Raw genomic sequence first — 21,336 nt, 5'->3', positions numbered from 1 at the left:
GTATGCAAGACCAGCCCGACGTCGTCGTCCTCAGACTCGGCCATCGTCCGGGGCGGGACGAACGGATGACCACCCACGTCGGACTCACCGCGCGTGCGCTCGGAGCCGATCGACTCGTCCTCGAAGAGGCGGCGGCAGGACGCAAAGAGACCGTTACGGACATCACCGACCGCTTCGGCGGCCCCTTCGAGGTCGAGGTGACCGATCGGCCGCTGAGTCGCGTGCGGTCGTGGGAGGGTTCGATCGCACACCTGACGATGTACGGCCAGCCGATCCAGGACGTCGAAGCCGAGGTCCGGGCCGCCCACCGCGAGGAACCGCTGCTCGTCGTCGTCGGCGCGGAGAAAGTCCCCTTCGAGATCTACGAGCGCGCCGATTTCAACGTCGGTGTGACGAACCAGCCCCACTCCGAGATCGCCGCGCTGGCCGTGTTTCTCGATCGGCTGTTCGAGGGGCGGGAACTCGAACGCGACTGGCAGGACGCCGAGAAGCGAGTCGTCCCCCAGGAGACCGGCAAGCGCGTGATCGACACCGACGACGAGTGATGTCGCCCCCTCGGTCGATCACTGCAGCTCGATCTTTCTGACGAACGACAGCTCCCGGATCTCGTTGATCAGTTCGCCGGGGAGGGGCTGGCCGGTGATGACGTACAGCTTCGGCTCGTCGGAGAACTCCGGGTCGTCGCTGATGACCTGCCGGATCGCGATACCGTGTTCGGCGATTGCCCCCGTGACGGCGGCGACGATTCCCGTGGCTTCGGCGTCGGAGACTGTCACTGTCAGGACCGACAGGTCCAATACCGGCGCGAGGTCCATCAGACTCGGGATCGCGGAGATGTTCTGGAAGATGCGCCGCAGTTGCTCGTCTTCGAGGATGGCGGTGGTCGTGGCGTCGACAACCCGTCGATCGACGTCGATCTCGCGGGCGATTCCCGTGTTCGGGATCTCGATCCCGCCCGAGACGACACGACCCTCGTCGCTGACCGAAAACCCGCGCTCAAGCAGCAACCGGATCACCCGCTGTTGACTCGGACTGTCTTCGAATTTCTCCATAATCTCGTCGAACATACCCGATACAGGACGGGCCAGGGCCTTGAGCGTGGTTATCGGCAACGAGAGCCGATCGCCGCGATCGGTCGACACGCTCCTCAACGAGCGTCCCACTCGTCTTGTCTCGTCTCGATGTCGAGCGGACGTTCTCTGGAAAATCCCTCGGTTTTCGACGGTAGGATCGTCATATGTACACTTTCGTCGCCGCCGAAGTGTGTGTCTCGGTACCAAACGGGTCGCGTTAACTTTGGCGTGAGTTGTGATAGACGGCAAAGGCTTCGAGCCATTCTTCAGCTGTCTCTAGCTCGACATGGCTGAAACTATTTGCAAACGAAGATGTTCGTCGTTCTACCTCCCAAAAGACACGTTCGATGGCATTCCGATTTCCATGTGCGAGTATCTGAAATCGGTAGCCATCTTCAGCCAGGACCGGAGCAAGGTAATCGGCGTCATCAACGAGAAACAGGACGTTGTCGAGCTGATAGCGACGATGGAGTTCGTCGAGAAACCACCGCGTGGTCTGTTTGTTCGCCGTTGGAAATAGGCTCACGTGCAATATTTCGTTCGTCGCGGGATCGACAGCGCCGTACAGCCAGAATTGCTGTCCATGCAGGCGGATCATTTTCTCGTCGACCGTAAGCTGATCCGCAGTGACTGTCGAAATTGGCTGTAGATCGGCTTTGTGAACCCACTCGTGGATCGCTACATGACTCCGTTGGACTCCCAACTCATCGAGAAACTGACTGGCATCCCGTAATGACATACCTGCCAAGTGACATCGGATGCCTACTTGAATCGCCCACTCGGGAGTCCGATCTCGCTCCACAAACGACAAGTCTATCCACGCGATACTCTCGCTGAGGCGGCCGGTTTCTGTCATAGACACTCAGAACTCGTCCGCCTCATCCTCTAACTTAACGCGACCACCAAACGTCCACAAACAATTATTATACTCCGGGACGAAGTGAACGTGTATGGCGACACGCCAGCAATCCCAGACGGGGTATCACACGTGTACCTGTGGTGCGGAGTTCGAGAGCACGGAGGAACTTCTCGAACACGCACGAGAGTCGCACGGGCTCGGGGTATACTAGCTGGCTGACGTAAACGATCGAACTGGATAAAAACTGTTTTAGCCGTTGGTACGGAGTTACGAACACTGACCATGTCCGGTATCGAGCTCACGGCGAGCCAGCAGACGATCTTGCAGGAACTGATCAACAGCTACCGCGAGAGCGACAGCGCGGTCAAAGGCGAGCGGATCGCAGCGGAGATCGACCGCAGCGCGGGGACGATCCGCAACCAGATGCAGAGCCTCAAAGCTCTGCAGCTGGTCGAGGGCGTCCCGGGTCCGAAAGGCGGGTACAAACCGACTGCGAAGGCCTACGACGCCCTGCAGATTCAGGAGATGGACCGGTCCGCGGACGTCTCACTCTATCACAACGGCGAGCTCGTCGAGGAAGCGAACGTCACCGAGATCAATCTGACGAGCGTCCACCACCCCGAGAAGTGCCGCGCCGAGATCTACCTCCAGGGATCGATGTCCGACTTCGAGCCGGGCGATACGATTACTGCCGGACCGACGCCGTCGGCGGGCCTGCAGATTATCGGGACGATCGATGGCAAAGACGAGACGAACAACGTCCTCGTGCTGGTCATCGACGACATGCGCGCGCCCGTCGAAGAAGACGAGTAGCCCCTTGACCCAGCTGCGGGGACAGAGCTTTTCACGCCGCCGGTCGTACTCAAGACGATGGCAGACGTCTGCCCGACGTGCGGACTCCCGGAGGAGCTCTGTGTCTGTGAGGACGTCGCAAAGGAGTCGCAGGAGGTCACTGTCGAGACAGACGAGCGGCGATACGGCAAGCAGATGACGATCATCGACGGCCTCGACCCGGACGACGTCGCCGTCGGAGAACTGGCTTCGGAACTCAAATCGCGACTCGCGTGTGGGGGCACTGTCGACGACGGTCGGATCGAACTTCAGGGCGATCACGTCGACCGCGTCACGGAGTATCTCGAAGACGAAGGCTACACCGTCCAGTAGTGCCGGGAGACACGCACTTTTATTACGTCAAAAGCCGTACTAGAAGTATGGCGAATCGAATCAAACAGGCGATTAGTCGTGCAAAGTACGCCGCAGTCGGTGCCTCGATCGGCGCGTTCGTCGGTGGACTCGTCAGTCGCAACGCGGCCAGTACCGGAGCCGGACTCGGCGCGCTCGTCGGCGCGACGGTCGGTGAAAAGCGCGTCTCGGTCGACGAATTCGTCGAACAGGCCAGGGATCGCGCCGGCAAGAAGCCGACAGACGAGTCGTAGTCGCGGGCGCGTTTTTATGTTCTATCGCGCCGTAACGCCGGGTGTGCCCCCGGAACCGTCCTTCGAGATACCCGCCCGTCCGCAGCGGCGCTATCCCTACAGTGGCGGGGTCGAGTACGAGGGCGAGACGGTCTTCCGTCTCCGACCGACGGGCGACCGGTCCGAATCCGACCTGCGGGCGCTCGTCGAAGCGATCCTCGAATCGGAGCCGTACACGTACGGCGACTGGCTGGACCTCCCGATGCCGCTGTATCTCGTTCATGACGGGCAGACGGGGGACGTCTTCCGTGTCGCGGTCCGGGACGGGACTGTCGAGCTGTACGTCCTGCCGGCGACGGAGTCCGCCGGGTTGCGGCAGTTCTACGAGACGCTGACGGCTCACAGCGACGACGCGTGGACGGTCGATCTGACCGTCGAACGAGCGTGAGCGGGCGCGTCTGCGTGAACTCACGGGCCGCGGGTTTCGGACGGGTCCGAACGGGCCCGTTCGACGTGACGATAGAGCGAGTCACTCCTCTGGTGCCGGAGTTTCGGCGGCGTCCGGTACGACCGTCACCGGGACCGTCGCGGCGTCGATGACGGCCTGTGCCGCGCTACCCCGGGTCAGCTCTTCGAGCAGTCCCTTCGACGTGTGTCCCATGACGATGTGCGTGACGGTCACGTCGGCGGCCAGTTCGATCACGTCCTGGCCGATCCGGGGTCCGGCACGGGCGAGTCCGTGCCCGACGTACTCCAGTGAGACTGTCGCGGCGATGTCCGCGGATCGGACGCGCTCTCTGATCTCGTCGCGGACCCGCTTTGCGGTTCCGTCGGCCGTCTCCTCGTCGACTAGATGGACGACGTAGAGGTCCTCCCCGAACGCCGCTCCGAGTTCGATCGCCGTCTCGAGCACGCGATCCCGGAGTGGACCGCTCGCGACTGGCACGAGTATCGTCATCGTCGGTAGTTGGCACCCCGAGCACAAAGGAATATGCCCCACCGCGATCACACGCCCCAGATCACTTCGATCCCGAGCGTCGTCACCACGGCCAGCAGCAACTGGAGCGGCGCGCCGACCCGCACGTAGTCGGTGAACCGATACCCGCCCGGGCTGTAGACCATCAGGTTCGTCTGGTACCCCATCGGCGTCATGAATGCCGTCGAGCCCGCGAACGTGACCGCCAACACGAACGCGAACGCGCTGGCCCCCAGATCTGCCGCGGTCGAGACGGCGATCGGCAACACGAGCGCGACGCTCGCGACCGGCGTGATGAGGTTCGCGAGCAGCCCTGTCAGCAGGTAGAACAGCGCGACCGTCGCGAGGGTCGGCAGTGCAGTCGACACGTCGGTGACGTGTGCCGCGAGATACGCCGCCGCGCCAGTGCGATCCATCGCCAGCCCGAGCGGGATCACGCCCGCGAGCAGGAATATCACGTTCCACTCGACCGCCGCGTAGGCCCGCTCCGGATCGATGACGCCGCCGACGACCATCGCGACGACACCGCCGAGCGCCGCGACGGAAATAGCCAGCAGGTCGGTCGCGGCGACCGCGATCACTCCGAGGACGATCCCGACCGCGAGTCCCGCCTCGCGCCAGTCGATCGGCTCCGGCTCCGGAAACCCGTCTCCGACGGTTTCGGTGACGAGCAATTCACCCGTCTCTTCGAGGTGTTCGATCCCGCTCTGTGTGGCGTAGATCAACAGGCCGCCGCCTTCCGAGAGGATCTCGTCGGCGACGTCCTCGACGACGAGTTCCCCGCCGCGCCGGGCGGCCAGCACCGTCGCGTCGAATCGCTCTTCGAGACGCGCGTCGCCGATCGCCTGTCCGATCAGTCCCGAGCCGCCCGGGACGATCACCTCCGCGAGCGTCCCGCGACCCGACCCCAGCGCCAGCTCTTCCTCGGTCACCTTCGCCTGCGGGAGCCGGCGCAGGCCGGCCACCTCGGCGATCGACTGGGCGACCGGCGTCTCGGCCCGGATCGTCAGCACGTCGCCGGCTTCGATCGTCCGGTCCGAGCCGGCGGCGACGAACGTCTCCTCGCCCCGGACGAGTTGCAGGGGCTTGATGGCGTCCGTTCGGACCTGTGCCGGCGTGAGACCGATCAGCGACGACGATTCCGGGACGTACACCCTTGCGAGCCGACCGCCGAGGCCGAACTCCTCGGTGAGATCGTGTGGTTCGATCCGGGACGGCAACAGCGCCGGACTGACCGTCAGGAGGTAGACCGAACCGACCGCGAACACGAGCACCCCCAGCGGTGTGAACTGAAACATCGAAAACGGCGTGCCGGCCACGCCGAGATCCGCGGCCACCGAGCTCGCGAGCAGGTTCGTCGACGTGCCGATCAGCGTCAGCGTCCCGCCGAGCATCGCCGCGTAGGAGAGGGGAATGAGGAACTTCGATGGCGAGGTGTGGGTCCGGTCGGCCAGGTCCGTGATCATCGGGATGAACAGCGCGACGACCGGCGTGTTGTTGACGACGCCGGCCAGCGGACCGGTGATCCCGATCGTTGCGCCGAGCAGTCGCTGTCGACTGTCGCCGGCGTACGCCGCGACGACGCGTTCGAGCCGGCTGACCACGCCGGTCCGCCTGACGCCCGCGCTGAGGATGTACATCGCGAGGATCGTGATCGTCGCGGTGCTGGCGAATCCCGAAAGGGCGGCCTCGGCGTCGACGCCCGTGTACTCCCGAAAGACGACAAGCGAAACGAGCACTGACAGCGCCGTGACGTCGCTCGGGATCACCTCGCTGACGAACAGCATCACTGCCGCCGCGACGATGGCGAACACGACGGCGATCTCGGGTGTCAACTCCGGTCCGGCCTGCAGGAGCATCGCTTGCATTTCGTCGATAGGTCACGTCAACGTTCGGGTCGACGATCCCTGTTGGAGGGCCGAAAAACGGACCAGCGGGAGACGGCGACGGCACGTGCGTTCGCGGGTGGCCGGACCGCGTGTCGCCGTCACCATCTGCGCCTATCGGCGGTAACATAAAGGGCGTACCGGAAGGTCAAACGGCGTTTTGAGCTACCGGAGATACCAGACCAGTAGCCACAGCGCGAGGATGACTGCGCCGCCGGCGAAAAACAGCAGTCCGGGCTCGATGCCGGCCGCCGCGTCGGTCGCTTCCGGAGTCGGCGTCGCTGTCGTCGCTGTGTCCGTCGCTGTCGTCGCTGCGTCCGTCGCAGTCGTCGTCGCGTTCGTCGCCTGGAGGACGTAGTCAGTCCCGTTCACGGCAGTCTCGCCGGTCGGCGTCGTGCCGGCGGCCCCACCAGTCGTCTCGTTGCCGGCCGGTACTGCGTCGCTCCCGACTCCAGCGTCGCCGTAGAGCCGCTGGACCGCGAGGCTCCCGATCCCGAGGACGCCGAGGCCGCCGATCAGTCGGGAGAGCGCCGCCTTGAGACCGGTCGTCTCGTCCTCGCCGCCGGCGAAGATGACCAGCGGCTGGTCGGCCGGCGCGTAGATGTCCATCTCCCGTCCTTTCTCGGAGTAAGCCGTGTCGACGACGGAGACCGCGCCGGCCGACTGGAGGTTCTCGAGGTGGTACTGGGCGTTCTGCAGGGACGTATCGACGCGGTCGGCCAGTTCAGCGGGCGGGGCGGGTTCCTCGTGGAGTTCGGCCAGTAGCCGTCGGGCAGTATCCGAAGAGAGCGCCGAGATCACGTCGTCGGCGTCGTCGCTGTCGACGCCGATGACCCGCGGTTCGGACTCGGCCTCGGCGGCCGGCGTGTCCGGCTTCGAGGGCAACAGCGACATTACGGTTCAGTAGCACACCCCGTTGTATCAATCTTGTCCGTCGGCGCGAGACCACCACTTCGGTACCGGCGGGTCGGCCCGACGACCTAGGAAACGTGGGCGGCGATGTCGGCGTCGGTGATGATGCCGACCGTCCGTCCGCTCTCGACGACGAGCACGGCGGCCTTGTGATCGAGATACGTGTCGACCTCGTCGATCGTGGCGTCGGGTTCGACCTGTGCGATCGACTCGTGCATGACCTCCGCGACCGGGAGTTCGCCCACGTTCTCGTCGGACCGCTGTCGGATGTCGGTGTTGCCGATCAGGCCGATCGGCGACCCGTCACGGATCACCGGCACCTGCGAGTAGCCCTTCCCGTCCATGACGTCCTTGGCGTGGCGGACCGAGTCGTCCGGCGCGACGCTGACGACGGCTTCGTTCATCAGGTCCGAGGCGCGAAGGATGCTCCCTTCGGCCTCCTCCAGGGCGTTGACGATCCGCCGGAGCGTCGAGAGCCGGGGGTCGACGTCGCCGCCCTCGATCCGGGCGATCAGCGGCTGGGACACCTCGGCTCGCTCGGCCAGCTCGCTCTGGGTGAGATCCAGCTCCGTCCGGCGCTCGCGCAGGTCTTCCGGCGTCGGGAGTTTCATGCCACTGTATAACCCAGGGTAATGCAAAAAGCTACCGGCGGCCCCGGACGGTCGTCACGCTTCGACTTCCTCTTCGTCCGCTTCGAATTCGACGGTTTCGATCACTTTCAGCGGGACATCCCGGAGCGCACCACCGACTTCGCTCTTGGCGATCCGCTGGGCGTGTTCCATGCTCTCGGCGTTGAACACTTTCATCTCCAGGACGAGACCGACAAGCGCCGTGTCGGCGGCGATAAAGGCCGAGTCGAAGGGCTCGCCACAGGCCGGACAGCCCGTCGCACCGACCTCGACCTCGACGTAATCCATCTCCTTGTCGTTCAATCGCTTCCCTGCTTCGCTGACCGCCACACCGATCGCGTCGTCGATGTCTTCGACGTCTCGCACCAACCAGGCGGCTTCCATTGCGACGAGGTAGTTCATACGCGTCCATACCGGCCCGAGCCTCTTGGTGTTTTATGATTCGCCCCGGCGCGCACGCCACCCCGATAATGGCCATAACTTATGGCTATGACGGCCGTTTCCAACCGCTCGATTACCCGTCACTCCGGGGAAAATCACATCGACTTGAGTATAGTCCAACTATACCTGAATCGCAAGACGTAGCGGCAATAGTTCTTCATTATCTGTCAAACTACCATATCTCCGTCAGAAATTTTTATATACGCTGAATAGCCCACACTCAGGCGAGGAAAGACCGATGGAATCACGGCTGTACCACACGACCCTGTTCGCACTGTACCAACTGACCGTGCTGGTCGGCATCGCGCTGTTGCCGGTCGCGCTGGTCGCACGCCGGGCCGGCGTCCCCGTCCCGGTTCACCGGGCGATCGACCGACTGGAAGCCGCCTACGAACGGACCGCCGAACAGGCCTGATCGAGACTTCTCGGAGCGTTATCACACGTCGAATACCACGTACGCTCGCCAGCCGTCGGCGGTCGACTCGAGTCGCATCTCCGAGTAGGTGACAGCCTTGACTTCCCGAGCCGTGATCGACGACAGCGGGACGCCCCGGGCGCTTGCCGTGACCGTCCACCCGTCTGCCGTCTCCCGGACGGTCGCCTCGTTGTCGACCGGGAGCACGGCCCTGACGTCTCGCTGGTAGATGAGCTCGTCGAGGTAATCAAAGAGGAGCGCCTCCCGTGATTCGGCCGTCCGGGTCAGTTCGAACCGTCTGCCTTCCCCGGGCGGGTCGTCGTGCATCGCGGCGGCGAGACCGTCAGCGACCGCTCCGAAGACCGCGTCGATCGTCTCTCCGGTGGCTTCGACCGCGACGTCGGCCGTGTGTTCGCGCAGTTCGTAACTCATCGGGCTCACTCGCTGCCGGAATCGGAAATCCGCTCCGAGACGTTCTCGACGATCGACCGGTCGCCGGTGCCCGGCACGTCTTCGATCGGCACGTCCTCGGCGCTGTTGACCGCGACGCCGCTGGTCACCACCGATCGCATCCCCTCCTCGACTGTCATGTCGACGTCGTAGACCTGCTCGTCGTCGACGTGGACGACGAACCCGCCCATGACCGGGTTCGGTGCCATCGGCAGATACAGCGTCGTCATCCCGTCGATCCCCGTCGCGTCGCGGATGTTCTGGGACGTCTCGGCGGTCACGAACGCCACGCAATACGATCCCTCGGTCGGGTACTCGACGAGTTTGACCTCCTGAAAGCTCTGGACGTCACTGTCCAGCAGCAGGTCGCTCATCTCGTTGAAACTACTGTAGATCGCTCCGACCCCGGGTATCTCGGAGACGACCCGGTTGAACGCCTGCTCGATCCGACGGGACGCGCGACTCCGTTCGGTGGCGAACCCGATGAGAAAGATGATCACGAGCAGTGTCACCAGCGCGGCGAGCGTGGACGCGATATCGTTGTCGATACCGAGCACCTGCAACAGCGCGGCGAGCGGTCCGACCGAATTGAGCAGCAGGTTCATCGCGAAGTTGAGCACGAACACCGTCACCAGTATCGGGACCGTGACGGCCAGGCCACCGATCATGGCCGACCGAATCTGCTCGCGAACGCCTCGCTGCTCGGCTCCTCGCTCGGAATCGGTCTGCATCCGTTTGCACCCTCACGACGGGACCACAAAAATCGGTCGGCGCGCGACTGACGGCACACACGGTTCCCGGATCGGCAAGCGTTTTTTGCCGGCGACCAACGAACACGTATGAGCGAACAGGACACGGACGACGATACCGCCGGGCGCGTCTATGACCCCGATGCGGATCACTCGTTCCCGGACGAGCGCGTCAACGACGTCCTCGAGCGGATCGAAGACGACGACGAGATACAGGCGCTGCTGGCGGCTCAGAACGTAAACCCCGTGGCACGCAAGCGATACAACGATCACGGACCGAAACATATCTCCATCGTCCGAAACCGTGCGCTGTGTCTCTACGACCTGCTCAAGCGCGGCTCAGTCCCGTTCAACGGGGCGGCCGACCAGGGCCTCGAGGAGGCCGACGAGGCCGTCATCATCGCGCTCGCTGCGACGCTACACGATATCGGCCATATCGTCCACCGGGACGAACACCCGTACTACTCGATCCCGCTGGCTGCGGACGTGCTCGATCGATTTCTCCCAGGGATTCCCTCGTACGACGTCGAAGAGCGGATCAGACTCAAGGGCGAGATACTGCACGCGATTCTCTGTCACGACACCGAAGAGGAGCCGCTCACGACGGAGGCAGGCGTCGTCAGGGTTGCCGACGCGCTTGATATGGAGCGAGGACGCTCGCGGATCCCCTACGAGCACGGCGGTCGGGGGATCAACACGGTCTCCAGTCAGGCGATCGAGACGGTCCGTCTCCAGCAGGGTGATGACAGCGTCGTCCTCGTGGAAATCGAGATGAACAACGCCGCCGGCGTCTATCAGGTCGACAACCTCCTCAAGGCGAAACTGAACGGTTCGGGGCTCGAAGACGACATCCGGATCGTCGCGGTCAACACCCATCAGGAGGGCGACCGGATCGTCGAGCGGATCGAACTGTAGATGCGAGCGGACTGTCGTCGGTCGATGTATCGCTGCCGACAGATCGGACTGTCTGGCGCATGTCAGAGATAGATCGGACTGTCTGGCGCATGTCAGAGATAGATCGGACTGTCTGGCGCATGTCAGAGATAGATCGGACTGTCTGGCGCATGTCAGAATCTTTTGCGTACGGGGTGGACCGTTCCGTTGTGACCGGGGCAACCGTACTGACGAACGGTGGTGCGAAAGGCGCTGCCGGCAAGTCGGAGACAGCGACTGACCGCCCTTGCAGCGGTCCGCAAGTCCGATCCGGGCCGGCCAAAGGCAATCTTTGAGTGACCGTCCGCCCGAGTAGCCGGTATGCGATTCTTCGACCGGCTGGCCGAGCGCATCGACGCAGTCGACAGCGTCGTCTCCGTCGGACTCGATCCGGATCCCGATCGCCTCCCGGAGTCCGTCGCCGACGCCGACCTGCCGCGCTTTCAGTTCAACCGCCGGATCATCGACGCGACCCACGAGCATGCCGCCTGCTACAAGCCCAACGCGGCCTTCTACGAGGGGCCCGACGGCTGGGCCGCCCTCGAGGAGACGATCGCCTACGCCCACGGGAAGGGCGTGCCCGTCCTGCTGGACGCCAAGCGGGGCGACATCGGCAACACGGCCCGCCAGTACGCGAGCGCGCTCGATCCCGACGGACTGGACGCCGACGCGATCACGGTCAACCCGTATCTGGGCCGCGACTCCCTGGAGCCGTTCCTCCAGCGCGAGGACAACGGCGTGTTCGTCCTCGGTCGCACGTCGAACCCCGGCGGTGCGGACCTGCAGGACCTCGAACTGGCCACCGGCGAGCCGCTGTACGAGCGCGTCGCCGCGCTGGCGGACCTCTGGAACGACAACGACAACGTCGGGCTGGTCGTCGGCGCGACGAACCTCGACGAACTCCAGTCTATCCGCGAGGCCGTCCCCGATCTCCCGTTTCTCGTCCCGGGGGTCGGCGCGCAGGGCGGCGACGCCGAGGCCGCCGTCGAACACGGGCTCGTCGAGTGGGACGGCCCGGAGGCGTCCGGCCTCGACGTGGGGCTGGTCAACTCCTCGCGAGGGATCATCTTCGCCGGCGAGGAGGCCCGCGGCGACGCGGACGCCTACTTCGGCGCGGCGGGACAGGCGGCCAGACAGCTCGCGGCGCGGCTCGAGCAGTTCCGGTGAGAACCGGCACCTCCTCATCCGGCGAAGACGATCGGTGCAGGGGTGAAACACAGCAGTCCGGCCACGAGCGTCAGCACGCCGATCGCCTTGCGCGTGCGGTCGACGCCGGACTGGTCGATCGGACGTGCGCCGCCGACCCGGCTCAACACCAGCGCGAGCACGCCCCAGACTATCCAGAGCGTGATAGCGCGACTGTCGCCGAACACCAGATGCCAGCCGGCGATCGAAAACAGGACGGCGGGGACCGCCATCTGGAGGCGGTCGAGTCGATCGCCGATCAGCGCTCGCGCGACGTGTGCGCCGTCGAGTTGCCCGACTGGGAGGAGATTGAGGAAGGTCACGAACGCCCCGACCCACCCGCCGAGCACGACGGGGTTGACCATCAGCGACGGGTCCTCGTAGACCAGTGGCTCCCCGAGGGCGAACGCGATCGCCTGGATCAGCGGCGGATACCCGAGTTCGACCTGCCGGATCAGCGCGTCCGAACCCACCTCGATCGGGGGCAGCGAGACGCCGACCGCCGTCACAGCGACCGTCGCAACCAGGCCGGCCAGCGGGCCCGCGACGCCGATGTCGAACAGGGCCGTCCGACTCGGCAGGTGGTCTTTCATTCGGATGACCGCCCCGAGCGTCCCCAGCACGTTCGGCAGCGGGATGAAGTACGGCAGCGTCGCCTGCACGTCGTGGCGGCGACTCAGCGCGTAGTGGCCGAACTCGTGGACGCCGAGCACGCCCAGCACGGCCACGGTGAACGGCCACGCCCCCGCGATCGCGATCGGGTTCCCCGTCAGCGGGATGTCGTACCATTGGGCACCGGCGACGAGCGTCGTCAGGATCGTGGCTGCGAAGAGGGCGACGTTGACCCAGGGGATCCCGTCGACGCCGACCGACCGTTTCTGGGCGACGAGGACGTGCTCGCCGGTCTCGTAGCGCAGCGTGACTCGATACCCGCGATCGCGAAACAGCGGCGCGACCCGGTCGACGACGCTGGCTTTCGGCGTCAGCGGCTCGCCGTAGTACCTGATCTCGCCGTCGCCGCGATCGACCTCGTAGACGTAGAAGGTATGCGAGAGGGCTTCGGGACGCGGGTACTCCTCGGGGCGATCCGACATCGGCGGGACGTACGGTCCGGACCCGCAAATACCTGTTTCCCGGCGACCGCTCACGCACCCGAGTCCGGGTCGGACCCGTCGGGTCCGGAGACGACTTCGGCGGGGACGCCGGCCACGGTCGCGCCGGGCGGCACGTCCGCGTCGACTAACGAGTTGGCCGCGACCTGTGCGTCCGCGCCGATCTCGACGCCGGGGAGGACGACCGCACCGGCACCGATCATCGCCCGCTCGCCGACCACGACCTCGCCGGTCCGGACCTCGTCCTGCAGGTACTCGTGACAGAGGATCGTCGCGTCGTAGCCGACGATCGCGTCCTCGCGGACGGTGATCAACTCCGGCCAGAAGACGTCGGGGGTGGCCGTCAGCGCCCAGGCGACGCCGGTTCCCACGTCGGAACCGAGCCGTCGAAGCAGCCAGTTTTTCGCCCGCAGGCTCGGGGAGTAACGGACGAGCCAGACGATCACGAAATTGACGACGATCCGCAGGGGATGGCGCGTCTCCGGCCAGTGCATCAGCGAGTTCCGAGGGCCGGGCGTCGACTGTCTGGAGAGACGGTCGTGACGGGTGTCGTCGGACACGGACGCGGGTTCGGATGCCGCGACTATAGAACTGACTGTTGGCGAACGCGATGTCGCGTCCCGACTACCGCAGTTTCTCGATTCGCTCTTCCAGTTCGTCGATCGCCTCTTCGACTTCCTCTCGGGCCTTCTCGCCCATGTCTTCGGCCTCGTCTGCCGCCGTTTCGAACGTCTCCCGGACACGTTGCAGTGCCTCGCTGGTCTTGTCGGAGTCGCTCATGGTGCGTGCGGGATATCGACTTCGAGACAAGCATGCTTTTCGGCGACCGACGGATTGCTTCGCCTGTTCCGAGAGAGATGGTTTCAAACCCCCGCCCGGCCAAGCGGGAGGTATGCTGGAGGGCATCAACGTCGCGCTCGGGATCACGGGGTCGATCGCGGCCGTCAGAACCGTCGAGTTCGTCCACGAACTCAGGCGTCGCGGGGCGAACGTGCGGGCCGTCATGACCCCCGAGGCGACGAACATCATCCATCCGTGGTCGGTCGAGTTCGCGACCGAGAACGACGTCGTCACCGAGATCACCGGGGCCGTCGAACACGTCGATCTCTGCGGCGTCGAGGGCTGGGCGGACGTGTACCTGGTCTCGCCGGCGACGGCCAACACCGTTGGCAAGATGGCCAGCGCCGTCGACGACACGCCGGTGACGACGTGTGCGACGACCGCGCTCGGATCGGGGTTGCCGGTGGTCGTCGTCCCGGCGATGCACAAGCCGATGTACGACCACCCGGGCGTGCTCGAGGCCATCGAACAGCTCGAGTCGTGGGGTGTCCACTTCGTCGAGCCACGGATCGAGGAGGGCAAGGCCAAGATCGCCAGCGACGAGGCGATCGCGACCGGCGTCGCCCGCGCCGTCGGCGACCGCCCGCTCGACGGCCGGCACGTCGTCGTCACGGCCGGCGCGACCACGGAATCGATCGACCCGATCCGGACGCTCTCGAACCGCGCGAGCGGGGCGACCGGCCGTGCGGTCGCGCGAGCCTGCTACGTCCGCGGGGCGGACGTGACGCTGGTGCAGGACGGTCCGGATGTCCCCTACGCGACCGTCGAATCGGTCGAGAGCACGGCAGAGATGCTCGCGGCCGTCAAGGACGCCGCTGCGGGCGCGGACGCGCTCGTCTCGGCGGCGGCAATCGCTGACTACACTGTCGAGACCGCCGACGAGAAGCTCCGCTCGGGGCAGGCGTCGCTGACGCTTGACCTCCAGCCGACGCCGAAGGTACTGGATACGATTCGGGAGGCGCACCCGGACCTGCCGATGGTCGGGTTCAAGGCCGAGACGAGCGGTGACGACGAGGCCATGATCGAGCAGGCACGCGAGCTGCGCGATCGGGTCGGACTGGCGTTCGTCGTGGCCAACGACGCGGCCGTGATGGGCGAAGACGAGACGCGCGCGCTGCTGGTCGACGACGACGTCGAGGCAGTCAGCGGCTCGAAGGCGACTCTCGGGGCGGCTGTCGCGGATCGGCTGGCGAACATCACGTAGCGACGTACTACTGTTCTTCGCGTCCCGGGTCCGGCCAGTCGGCGTCACCGTAAAACGGGACCCCCATCTTGTGGGCGGCCCGAGAGATGACGTGTGCGCCCGTCGGGGCCGTCAGAAACAGAAAGACGATCCCGACCAGCGACACCAGCCCAGGGCCCTCCGGACCGAAGTACACTGCGCCGGCGAGAAACAGCGACGCCGCGCCCAGCGTCGTCGCCTTGCTCGTGGCGTGCATTCGGTTGTAGACGTCGGGCAACCGGAGCAACCCGACTGTCCCGACGAGCAGGAAGAACGATCCGATCGCGAGCAACGCGGCTAGGACAGCAACGCGAAGTACGTGCATGGTCATTCGATGATGTCACCTTCCGTAACGAAGCGTGCGACGGCGATCGTACTCACGAACCCGATGATCGCGAGGACGAGACTCACGGTCACGAACAGTCCCTCGCCAGTCTGGATCGCATAGAGGATCGCGATCGCGACGACGTTCGTCCCGATTGTGTCAAGCGAGACGACCCGGTCCGGCGTCGTCGGGCCGACGATGACCCGGTAGCTCGCAAGCAGCGTGAGCACGCTGGCGAGCACGAGCGCGGCCAGCACTGCCGTATCGAGCACCGCCGGGAGTTCACTCGCCATCGTCGTCACCTCCGAGCCCCTCGGCAGGGTCGGGGACGGGATCGCCCGGGGAGCGCTCTTCGTCGAAGATCCGCAGTGCGTAGTCCTCCCACCGTCGGATCGGCTCGAGAACGGCTTCCCTGTCCGCACCCGTGATCCCGTGGACGTACAGCGTGTTTCGATCGCGGTCGTAATCCATCGTGAGCGTCCCTGGCGTGAGCGTGATGCTGTTTGCGATCGTTGTTACGGCCAAATCTGACTCGACGCGCAGCGGCACCTCGACGACGTCCGGCTTGATCGGCATCGACGGCCACAGCACGCGCCAGGCGACGTCAAGGTTCGCGACCAGCAACTCGCGGACGAACAGCAGCACGTACAGGATCCCGAAGGGGGCCGCGATCAGCCCGCCGCGGACGTTCATCTCGGCGGTGTAGAACCGCCGGAAGAGGAACGCGATCGGGAATCCGACGAGCGACCCGACCAGCAGCGTCGTCACGATGCCGGTCGGCGTGAGCGGTGCTCCGTTGACGAACAGCCACAGGACGGCCAGCGTCAGTCCGACTATCGGCCAGCGTTTCATGCTTGCACCTCCGCGTAACTCGGGTCGACAGCGTCGATGTATGCCCCGCGGTCGAGCGCCGCGCTGGCGGCACCGTGTGCTCCCTCGTAGACCGGATCAAGCCCGATCCCGAGGACGACCACGGCGAGCGCGAGTCCGATCACGATCGCAAGCAGCGCGAGCGGCTGGGCCGTCGCCCGGAGGACGGGGGTGCTCGGGGCCCCCCAGAAGGCGTCGTTCCAGACTTTCGAGACGTACGCGATCGTGAGGATCGCGCCACCGAGCGCGGCGACGGCGGCGGTCGCACCGACGGCTCCGTTCGTGGCGATCGCGGTCGCTGCCGTCTCGAAGACGGTCAGTTTGCCGAAAAAGCCCATCAGCGGCGGGATCCCGACGAGGCTCAGACCGCCGATCAGGAACGCGCCCGAGAGGAACGGGCGATCGCGCGCCAGCCCGCCGAGTTCGTCCGTCTCGATCGTCCCGACGGTCTCGTTGATCGTGCCGCTCACCAGAAACAGCAGCGACTTCGCAACGGCGTGGTTGAGCGCGTACAGCAACGCGGCGACGATTCCGAGGACTCGGAGCCCGTTCGCGCTGGTCCCTGTCGGGACCGAAAAGTCACCGCCGAGAACAGCGACTGTTTCGCCGCCCGCCAGCGGGATCGTCGCGACGATCGCCAGCGGGAGCACGATGAACCCGACCTGTGCGATCGAGGAGTACGCTAACAGTCGATCGAGGTTCGACTGGCCGACGGCACCGAACCCGCCGATGAACGCGCTCGCGATCGCCATCGCGAGCAGTATCGGCCCGAAGAACAGCAACATCGAGCCGTCACCGAACGGTCCGAGATCCAGCTGTGCGGCCCCGAAGACGGTAAAGAGGAGCCGGATGATCGCGTAGACGCCGACCTTCTTCGTGACGCCGGCCAGCATCGCCGAGACCGGCGCGGGGGCTGCCTCGTACGCGTCGGGTACCCAGAAGTGGAACGGGACGATCCCGGCCTTGAGCGCGAACACTGCAAACAGCAGCGCCGCGAGTCCGACGACCGGCTCGACGGTGATCCCGAACGCGTCCGGGTTGGCGAGTCTGACGGCCAGGTCGGCCATGTTGAGCGTCCCCGTCGTGGCGTAGATGCCGCCGATGGACAGCAACATCACGGCGCTGCCGATCAGGTTCAGGACCGTGTACTGCAGCGCCGCCCGGGTGTGGTCCGGGCCGCTGTAGAAGACCACGAGCACGTAACTCGGCATGAGCATCACCTCGAACCACACGAAGAGGTTGAAGATATCACCCGTGAGGAACGCGCCCGTCACGCCGACGACCATGAGGTGGAAGAGCGGGTGGTAGGCGACCTGCTGTCCGAACGCCCCGATGTAGTTAGTCGAGAACGCGAGCGCCGCGATCGTGACGACGGCGCTCATCGCGAGCATGAACGCCGCGAGCTGGTCGGCGACGAGCGTGATCCCGTACGGTGCCGTCCAGCCGGACAGCTGATAGGTCAGTACCGGACCCGTGAAGACCTGCCAGACCAGCCGACCGACCGCGAGGACGTACCCGACGCCGCCGACGAGGCTGAGCGTCCGTTGCAATCCCGGACGAGCGCGCGTGACGAGCGTCAGCACAGCCGTGACCAGTGCGACCAGAAGCGGCGCGATAACGACGTCACTCATTGGTATCACCGATTTCCTTCAGATCGATCGTTCCGTGCTCTTCGTACACCCGGTAGGTCAACACCAGCGAGAACGCGGTCGTCCCGAACCCGATGACGATCGCCGTCAGCACGAGCGCCTGAACGAGCGGGTCCGTCGTCGCCGTCGCTTCCCCGCCGCCGTGGCCGACAAACGGGACCGAACCGGCGAGCCCGCCCATCGTCACGAGGTAGACGTTCGCCGCCTGACTGAGGATCGTGACGCCCCAGACGACCCGGACGACGTCGCGACGGAGGATCAGGAACGTCCCGAGCGCGAACAGCAACCCGAGCACGACCGCCAGCACGAACTGCGGTTCCCGAGCCGGAACGTACCCACCGGTGCCGCCGGCGGCGAGGGCGCTGCCGATCATTCCGCACCCACCACCGCGATGACCGTCAGTAGCCCGCCGACGACGACAAAGTACACCCCGATGTCGAACGCCAGCGCCGACGCGACCTCGATCTCGTGAAACAGCGGGATTCCCGTGACGAACACGACGGCCTGGCTGAGGAACGGGTATCCCAGCGCGATCGCAACGATTCCGCTCCCGGCGGCCAGCGCCAGACCGATCGCCAGTACTTCGCTGAACTCCTTGGTCACGCCGGGACGCTGCTGGCTATCGTCCTCGACCGGCTCGCCGGGAAGCGCACGCGGCAGTGCCGTCCGATGGAGCAGTTCCGTCTCGAAGTACTCCAGCCCGTAGATGATGTAGATCAGCGCGAACGCGACGACGGTCAGGACTCCGCCGATGAACCCGCCACCGGGGGCGTTGTGTCCCTGCAACAGCAGCGCGACTGCCGTCACCAGGATGATGGGCACGACGATCCGAACGACCGTACGGGCGATGACTGTCGGTTCGTTCTCTGTCACTGTCGGTCACCTCGTTCGCGCATCGCGACCAGCGTAATCACGGACAGCGCGGCCATCGCGATCACTGATATCTCGCCCAGCGTATCGAACGCGCGGAAGTCGACGAGAATGACGTTCACGATGTTGGCCCCGCCGCCGTACTCGAGAATCCACGTCCCGTGCTCGGCCGGGACGCCCCCGCGCTCGAGGAAGAAGTTCGAGATCCTGCTGGCGGGACTTGCGGCCGTCGTCACCAAGACGGTCAAAAAGACAGTGATGCCGACGACCGCCGACGCGGCCGCGTCCCGGGCGAGTACCCACCGGCGCGCCTCGCCGTAGAACGGTGGGAGTTTGTCCAAGACGAGCAAAAAGAGCACCAGCACCAGCGTCTCGATGAGTAGCTGTGTCAGCGCCAGGTCCGGCGCGTCTCCCAGGATGTAGAAGATCGCGACCATGAACCCCAGAATCGAGAGCGTCAGCACGCCCGCGATGTGTGACGGGGCCCGCGTGACCGCGAACGCGGCCACGACCGCGACCCCGAGGACGATCACCATCGGGATCGGACTCGCGACGCTCCCGAACGCGGGAAGTCCGACGGCCGCTGTGGCGTAGGCGAGCAGCGTCATGACGCTCACAGCGAGCAACAACACCAGCGCGTAGGTCCGAAGCAGCCCCGTCTGGATCGTCGACTCGACCGCGCGCGAGCGATCGAGTCCCTCGACGACCGAGTCGTAGTACCAGTTCGCGCTGAGGAGCGAAACCGAGCGCAGCCGACGGACGACGTCCCGGAGCTGGTCGTAGAACGGATAGGCGACCACCCCGAGCCCGATCGTCGTCGCGCTCATCAGTACCGGCACGGTGGGCTCGGTCGGCAGGTAATACGAGAAGTGCGCGCCGTGCTCGCCACTCTGATCGATCGCGGTCGCGCCGACGACCTGCCGGACGAACTCCTCGAGCGGGCCGATGTGGACGCCAGCCGTCGCGGTGATCCCGCCGAGTCCGATGAGCCCGGCGACGACGGCCAGCGCGACCGCGGGCAGTCGCATCGACCACGGCGGCGTGTGGATGTGCCCCAGCGCGTCGGGTTTCTCACCGAAGAACAGCATCAAAAACCGGATCGAGTACAGGAACGTGAACACGCTCCCGAAGACGGCGACCGCGGGCAGTATCCACCACAGTCCGCCCGAGGCGTGCGCGAGTTCGTAGGTCGCCTCAAAGAGGAACTCCTTGGAATAAAAGCCGTTGAACGGCGGCACGCCGGCCATCCCGAGCGCCGCGATGACCGTCACGCCGGCGGCAATCGGGAGGTCACGCCACAGCCCGCCGAGGTCGTCGATCAGGCGCGATCCGGCCTCGTGGGCGATGATCCCGGCCACGAGAAAGAGCGCGGCCTTGAACGCGGCGTGGTTGAGAACGTGGAACGACCCGGTTTCGGCTCCGTAGGCGCTCGCACCGCCTCCGACGACGCCGAACCCGGCGATGATCAACCCGAGGTGCGACGCCGTCGAGTAGGCCAGCAACTCCTTGATATCGCTGGCTCCGACGGCCAGGATTGCGGCGACGGTCATCGTCACCAGCCCCATCGCCACGAACAGCAGTTGCCATTCCTCGGAGGCCAGAAGCGGGCGGAAGCGTCCGACGAGGTAGACGCCGGCCTTGACCATCGTCGCCGAGTGGAGAAATGCCGAGACCGGCGTGGGCGCTTCCATCGCGTTGGGCAGCCAGATATGCAGTGGGACCTGCGCGGATTTGGCGGCGGCACCGATCCCGATCAACACGAGCGCGGGCACGAACAGCCCGTCCGCACGGAGTCCCTCGCGCAGTGATTCGGCCTGCGCGAGCAGCGCCCGATCGGTCCCGAGCAACTGGAAGGTCCCTCCCTCGCCGGCAAGGAACAGAAATCCAAGTAACATGAACAGTCCACCCGCGACCGTGATCAGCATCGACTTGCGGGCGGCGTACCGCGAGGACGACTCGCCGGTGTAGTGGCCGATCAGAATGAACGACGAGATGCTGGTCAGTTCCCAGAAGACGAACAGCACCACGAGATCGGCGGCGAACGCTACGCCGAGCATCGACCCCATGAAGGCCAGCAGCGTCGCGTAGAACTTCATTTTCCCCGGCTCTTCGTGCATGTATCCGCCGGAGTAGGTGAGAATCAGGACGCCGATCCCGCTGGCCAGAAAGCCGATCAGAAGCGAGAGTCCGTCGACGTAAAACGACAGCGCGACCTCGAACCCGGGCGCGTCGATCCACGTCCAGGAGACGAGCCCGCGCGCGCCGGTCGTCGCAAACCAGCCGACGAGACCGAACGAGACAGCCGCAACCGCCGCAGACGCGTAGGCAGTTCGCTCGCCGAGCAGCCGGTAGACGAGCGGCGTCAGGGCTGCAGCGAGGAACGGCAGTCCCACGATAACCGCCATGACCCACTGGTTCGGTTGCACGTCGAGATTTTCGCTCCAGTTCGGACTTAACTCTTCTCAAACGCGAACACAGCCGGAGTATTACCGGTGACCCTCTGTTGAGAAAGCGGCTACCGGTAC

28 protein-coding genes are annotated in these 21,336 nt (G+C 65.4%); 9 read left to right on the top strand and 19 right to left on the bottom strand.

Translation table 11 applies throughout. From position 1 onward, the window contains the following. Positions 1 to 2: 2 nt before the first annotated feature. Entirely contained in the window at positions 3 to 545 is a 543-nt protein-coding gene (locus tag HSR122_RS10040; protein ID WP_229109570.1) for a tRNA (cytidine(56)-2'-O)-methyltransferase, read from the top strand. 18 nt (positions 546 to 563) lie between these two features. On the opposite strand, the gene HSR122_RS10035 is transcribed toward HSR122_RS10040, so the two are convergent. Beyond that, the gene (locus HSR122_RS10035; RefSeq protein ID WP_229109569.1) at positions 564 to 1,067 is read right to left on the bottom strand and encodes an amino acid-binding protein; all 504 of its coding nucleotides are present in this window, start codon (positions 1,065 to 1,067) and stop codon (positions 564 to 566) included. A gap of 223 nt (positions 1,068 to 1,290) precedes the next feature. Beyond that, positions 1,291 to 1,929 (bottom strand): IS6 family transposase, encoded by a 639-nt coding sequence (locus HSR122_RS10030; protein ID WP_229109568.1) that lies wholly within the window; start codon positions 1,927 to 1,929, stop codon positions 1,291 to 1,293. A 285-nt stretch (positions 1,930 to 2,214) separates the two neighbouring features. On the opposite strand from HSR122_RS10030, the gene HSR122_RS10025 reads away from it, so the two are divergent. From HSR122_RS10025 to HSR122_RS10010, 4 genes are read left to right on the top strand one after another with little or no spacing between them, the layout of a single operon-like run. After that, positions 2,215 to 2,745, top strand: a complete 531-nt coding sequence (locus tag HSR122_RS10025; RefSeq protein ID WP_229109567.1) for an HTH domain-containing protein — start codon at positions 2,215 to 2,217, stop codon at positions 2,743 to 2,745. Positions 2,746 to 2,802: 57 nt separating this feature from the next. Beyond that, on the top strand, positions 2,803 to 3,096 hold the full coding sequence (yciH, locus tag HSR122_RS10020; protein WP_229109566.1) for a stress response translation initiation inhibitor YciH: 294 nt from the start codon (positions 2,803 to 2,805) through the stop codon (positions 3,094 to 3,096). A 47-nt stretch (positions 3,097 to 3,143) separates the two neighbouring features. Beyond that, positions 3,144 to 3,368, top strand: coding sequence for a glycine zipper 2TM domain-containing protein (locus HSR122_RS10015; protein WP_229109565.1), 225 nt, complete (start codon positions 3,144 to 3,146; stop codon positions 3,366 to 3,368). A 43-nt stretch (positions 3,369 to 3,411) separates the two neighbouring features. Beyond that, entirely contained in the window at positions 3,412 to 3,795 is a 384-nt protein-coding gene (locus HSR122_RS10010) for a hypothetical protein (protein WP_229109564.1), read from the top strand. A gap of 81 nt (positions 3,796 to 3,876) precedes the next feature. On the opposite strand, the gene HSR122_RS10005 is transcribed toward HSR122_RS10010, so the two are convergent. The 5 genes from HSR122_RS10005 to HSR122_RS09985 form a co-directional block, all read right to left on the bottom strand. Beyond that, positions 3,877 to 4,305, bottom strand: a complete 429-nt coding sequence (locus HSR122_RS10005) for a universal stress protein (protein WP_229109563.1) — start codon at positions 4,303 to 4,305, stop codon at positions 3,877 to 3,879. A gap of 47 nt (positions 4,306 to 4,352) precedes the next feature. After that, positions 4,353 to 6,182, bottom strand: a complete 1,830-nt coding sequence (locus HSR122_RS10000) for an SLC13 family permease (RefSeq protein ID WP_229109562.1) — start codon at positions 6,180 to 6,182, stop codon at positions 4,353 to 4,355. Between the two features lie 192 nt (positions 6,183 to 6,374). After that, a complete protein-coding gene (locus HSR122_RS09995) occupies positions 6,375 to 7,103 on the bottom strand; it encodes an ArsR/SmtB family transcription factor (RefSeq protein WP_229109561.1) in 729 nt (242 codons plus the stop codon). 86 nt (positions 7,104 to 7,189) lie between these two features. Further along, the gene (locus tag HSR122_RS09990; RefSeq protein WP_229109560.1) at positions 7,190 to 7,732 is read right to left on the bottom strand and encodes a CBS domain-containing protein; all 543 of its coding nucleotides are present in this window, start codon (positions 7,730 to 7,732) and stop codon (positions 7,190 to 7,192) included. Positions 7,733 to 7,786: 54 nt separating this feature from the next. Further along, on the bottom strand, positions 7,787 to 8,152 hold the full coding sequence (locus HSR122_RS09985) for a DUF555 domain-containing protein (protein WP_229109559.1): 366 nt from the start codon (positions 8,150 to 8,152) through the stop codon (positions 7,787 to 7,789). Between the two features lie 277 nt (positions 8,153 to 8,429). On the opposite strand from HSR122_RS09985, the gene HSR122_RS09980 reads away from it, so the two are divergent. Then, positions 8,430 to 8,606: a hypothetical protein gene (locus tag HSR122_RS09980; protein ID WP_229109558.1), complete on the top strand. Its 177-nt coding sequence runs from the start codon at positions 8,430 to 8,432 to the stop codon at positions 8,604 to 8,606. 21 nt (positions 8,607 to 8,627) lie between these two features. On the opposite strand, the gene HSR122_RS09975 is transcribed toward HSR122_RS09980, so the two are convergent. Both HSR122_RS09975 and HSR122_RS09970 read right to left on the bottom strand, forming a co-directional pair. Then, a complete protein-coding gene (locus tag HSR122_RS09975; protein WP_229109557.1) occupies positions 8,628 to 9,038 on the bottom strand; it encodes an archease in 411 nt (136 codons plus the stop codon). 5 nt (positions 9,039 to 9,043) lie between these two features. Further along, complete coding sequence (locus HSR122_RS09970) at positions 9,044 to 9,787, bottom strand: DUF502 domain-containing protein (protein ID WP_229109556.1); 744 nt, start codon at positions 9,785 to 9,787, stop codon at positions 9,044 to 9,046. A 108-nt stretch (positions 9,788 to 9,895) separates the two neighbouring features. Here HSR122_RS09970 and HSR122_RS09965 point away from each other — a divergent pair, with 108 nt between their 5' ends. Further along, positions 9,896 to 10,720 carry an HD domain-containing protein gene (locus HSR122_RS09965; protein ID WP_229109555.1) on the top strand — a complete coding sequence of 275 codons (825 nt, stop codon included), beginning with the start codon at positions 9,896 to 9,898 and terminating at the stop codon, positions 10,718 to 10,720. A gap of 339 nt (positions 10,721 to 11,059) precedes the next feature. Then, on the top strand, positions 11,060 to 11,905 hold the full coding sequence (pyrF, locus tag HSR122_RS09960; RefSeq protein ID WP_229109554.1) for an orotidine-5'-phosphate decarboxylase: 846 nt from the start codon (positions 11,060 to 11,062) through the stop codon (positions 11,903 to 11,905). Positions 11,906 to 11,919: 14 nt separating this feature from the next. Here the strand turns inward: pyrF and HSR122_RS09955 are convergent, their stop codons facing one another. From HSR122_RS09955 to HSR122_RS09945, 3 genes are all read right to left on the bottom strand, one after another. Then, positions 11,920 to 13,017, bottom strand: a complete 1,098-nt coding sequence (locus HSR122_RS09955; RefSeq protein WP_229109553.1) for a site-2 protease family protein — start codon at positions 13,015 to 13,017, stop codon at positions 11,920 to 11,922. 50 nt (positions 13,018 to 13,067) lie between these two features. Beyond that, entirely contained in the window at positions 13,068 to 13,595 is a 528-nt protein-coding gene (locus HSR122_RS09950) for an acyltransferase (protein WP_229109552.1), read from the bottom strand. Between the two features lie 64 nt (positions 13,596 to 13,659). After that, entirely contained in the window at positions 13,660 to 13,815 is a 156-nt protein-coding gene (locus HSR122_RS09945; RefSeq protein WP_229109551.1) for a hypothetical protein, read from the bottom strand. A gap of 112 nt (positions 13,816 to 13,927) precedes the next feature. On the opposite strand from HSR122_RS09945, the gene coaBC reads away from it, so the two are divergent. Next, entirely contained in the window at positions 13,928 to 15,079 is a 1,152-nt protein-coding gene (gene coaBC / locus HSR122_RS09940; protein WP_229109550.1) for a bifunctional phosphopantothenoylcysteine decarboxylase/phosphopantothenate--cysteine ligase CoaBC, read from the top strand. A gap of 7 nt (positions 15,080 to 15,086) precedes the next feature. Here the strand turns inward: coaBC and mnhG are convergent, their stop codons facing one another. Genes mnhG through mbhE form a run of 7 tightly spaced genes read right to left on the bottom strand, consistent with a single transcriptional unit; the run spans position 15,087 to position 21,237 of the window. Next, positions 15,087 to 15,422: a monovalent cation/H(+) antiporter subunit G gene (gene mnhG / locus HSR122_RS09935; protein WP_229112203.1), complete on the bottom strand. Its 336-nt coding sequence runs from the start codon at positions 15,420 to 15,422 to the stop codon at positions 15,087 to 15,089. A 2-nt stretch (positions 15,423 to 15,424) separates the two neighbouring features. After that, positions 15,425 to 15,715, bottom strand: coding sequence for a monovalent cation/H+ antiporter complex subunit F (locus HSR122_RS09930; protein WP_229109549.1), 291 nt, complete (start codon positions 15,713 to 15,715; stop codon positions 15,425 to 15,427). Continuing rightward, a complete protein-coding gene (locus tag HSR122_RS09925; protein WP_229109548.1) occupies positions 15,705 to 16,274 on the bottom strand; it encodes a Na+/H+ antiporter subunit E in 570 nt (189 codons plus the stop codon). Before HSR122_RS09925 ends, HSR122_RS09930 begins: the two co-directional genes overlap by 11 nt. After that, positions 16,271 to 17,923, bottom strand: coding sequence for a complex I subunit 5 family protein (locus HSR122_RS09920; protein ID WP_229109547.1), 1,653 nt, complete (start codon positions 17,921 to 17,923; stop codon positions 16,271 to 16,273). Before HSR122_RS09920 ends, HSR122_RS09925 begins: the two co-directional genes overlap by 4 nt. Beyond that, positions 17,916 to 18,314, bottom strand: a complete 399-nt coding sequence (locus tag HSR122_RS09915) for a sodium:proton antiporter (protein ID WP_229109546.1) — start codon at positions 18,312 to 18,314, stop codon at positions 17,916 to 17,918. Before HSR122_RS09915 ends, HSR122_RS09920 begins: the two co-directional genes overlap by 8 nt. Continuing rightward, complete coding sequence (locus HSR122_RS09910; RefSeq protein ID WP_229109545.1) at positions 18,311 to 18,814, bottom strand: MnhB domain-containing protein; 504 nt, start codon at positions 18,812 to 18,814, stop codon at positions 18,311 to 18,313. Before HSR122_RS09910 ends, HSR122_RS09915 begins: the two co-directional genes overlap by 4 nt. Continuing rightward, on the bottom strand, positions 18,811 to 21,237 hold the full coding sequence (mbhE, locus tag HSR122_RS09905) for a hydrogen gas-evolving membrane-bound hydrogenase subunit E (protein ID WP_394355522.1): 2,427 nt from the start codon (positions 21,235 to 21,237) through the stop codon (positions 18,811 to 18,813). The genes HSR122_RS09910 and mbhE overlap by 4 nt, the downstream gene beginning before the upstream one ends. Between the last annotated feature and the right edge of the window lie 99 nt (positions 21,238 to 21,336).

Origin of the sequence: Halapricum desulfuricans (genome assembly GCF_017094525.1) — an archaeon.
In the GTDB taxonomy this organism is placed as follows: Archaea; Halobacteriota; Halobacteria; order Halobacteriales; family Haloarculaceae; genus Halapricum; species Halapricum desulfuricans.
Note: the sequence above shows the minus strand (reverse complement) of the source record. Positions and strands in the feature narration are given on the sequence as shown.

Coding starts and splice junctions, on each gene's coding strand:
- HSR122_RS09975 (WP_229109557.1), bottom strand. CDS start 9,038: ATGAGTTACGAACTGCGCGAACACACGGCCGACGTCGCGGTCGAAGCC.
- HSR122_RS09925 (WP_229109548.1), bottom strand. CDS start 16,274: ATGAAACGCTGGCCGATAGTCGGACTGACGCTGGCCGTCCTGTGGCTG.
- HSR122_RS09955 (WP_229109553.1), bottom strand. CDS start 13,017: ATGTCGGATCGCCCCGAGGAGTACCCGCGTCCCGAAGCCCTCTCGCAT.
- HSR122_RS09990 (WP_229109560.1), bottom strand. CDS start 7,732: ATGAAACTCCCGACGCCGGAAGACCTGCGCGAGCGCCGGACGGAGCTG.
- HSR122_RS09915 (WP_229109546.1), bottom strand. CDS start 18,314: ATGATCGGCAGCGCCCTCGCCGCCGGCGGCACCGGTGGGTACGTTCCG.
- HSR122_RS10015 (WP_229109565.1), top strand. CDS start 3,144: ATGGCGAATCGAATCAAACAGGCGATTAGTCGTGCAAAGTACGCCGCA.
- HSR122_RS10040 (WP_229109570.1), top strand. CDS start 3: ATGCAAGACCAGCCCGACGTCGTCGTCCTCAGACTCGGCCATCGTCCG.
- HSR122_RS10005 (WP_229109563.1), bottom strand. CDS start 4,305: ATGACGATACTCGTGCCAGTCGCGAGCGGTCCACTCCGGGATCGCGTG.
- HSR122_RS09995 (WP_229109561.1), bottom strand. CDS start 7,103: ATGTCGCTGTTGCCCTCGAAGCCGGACACGCCGGCCGCCGAGGCCGAG.
- HSR122_RS10000 (WP_229109562.1), bottom strand. CDS start 6,182: ATGCTCCTGCAGGCCGGACCGGAGTTGACACCCGAGATCGCCGTCGTG.
- HSR122_RS09920 (WP_229109547.1), bottom strand. CDS start 17,923: ATGAGTGACGTCGTTATCGCGCCGCTTCTGGTCGCACTGGTCACGGCT.
- HSR122_RS09970 (WP_229109556.1), bottom strand. CDS start 9,787: ATGCAGACCGATTCCGAGCGAGGAGCCGAGCAGCGAGGCGTTCGCGAG.
- HSR122_RS10025 (WP_229109567.1), top strand. CDS start 2,215: ATGTCCGGTATCGAGCTCACGGCGAGCCAGCAGACGATCTTGCAGGAA.
- HSR122_RS09980 (WP_229109558.1), top strand. CDS start 8,430: ATGGAATCACGGCTGTACCACACGACCCTGTTCGCACTGTACCAACTG.
- HSR122_RS09930 (WP_229109549.1), bottom strand. CDS start 15,715: ATGGCGAGTGAACTCCCGGCGGTGCTCGATACGGCAGTGCTGGCCGCG.
- HSR122_RS10035 (WP_229109569.1), bottom strand. CDS start 1,067: ATGTTCGACGAGATTATGGAGAAATTCGAAGACAGTCCGAGTCAACAG.
- yciH (WP_229109566.1), top strand. CDS start 2,803: ATGGCAGACGTCTGCCCGACGTGCGGACTCCCGGAGGAGCTCTGTGTC.
- mnhG (WP_229112203.1), bottom strand. CDS start 15,422: ATGCACGTACTTCGCGTTGCTGTCCTAGCCGCGTTGCTCGCGATCGGA.
- coaBC (WP_229109550.1), top strand. CDS start 13,928: ATGCTGGAGGGCATCAACGTCGCGCTCGGGATCACGGGGTCGATCGCG.
- pyrF (WP_229109554.1), top strand. CDS start 11,060: ATGCGATTCTTCGACCGGCTGGCCGAGCGCATCGACGCAGTCGACAGC.
- HSR122_RS09985 (WP_229109559.1), bottom strand. CDS start 8,152: ATGAACTACCTCGTCGCAATGGAAGCCGCCTGGTTGGTGCGAGACGTC.
- HSR122_RS09945 (WP_229109551.1), bottom strand. CDS start 13,815: ATGAGCGACTCCGACAAGACCAGCGAGGCACTGCAACGTGTCCGGGAG.
- HSR122_RS09965 (WP_229109555.1), top strand. CDS start 9,896: ATGAGCGAACAGGACACGGACGACGATACCGCCGGGCGCGTCTATGAC.
- HSR122_RS10030 (WP_229109568.1), bottom strand. CDS start 1,929: ATGACAGAAACCGGCCGCCTCAGCGAGAGTATCGCGTGGATAGACTTG.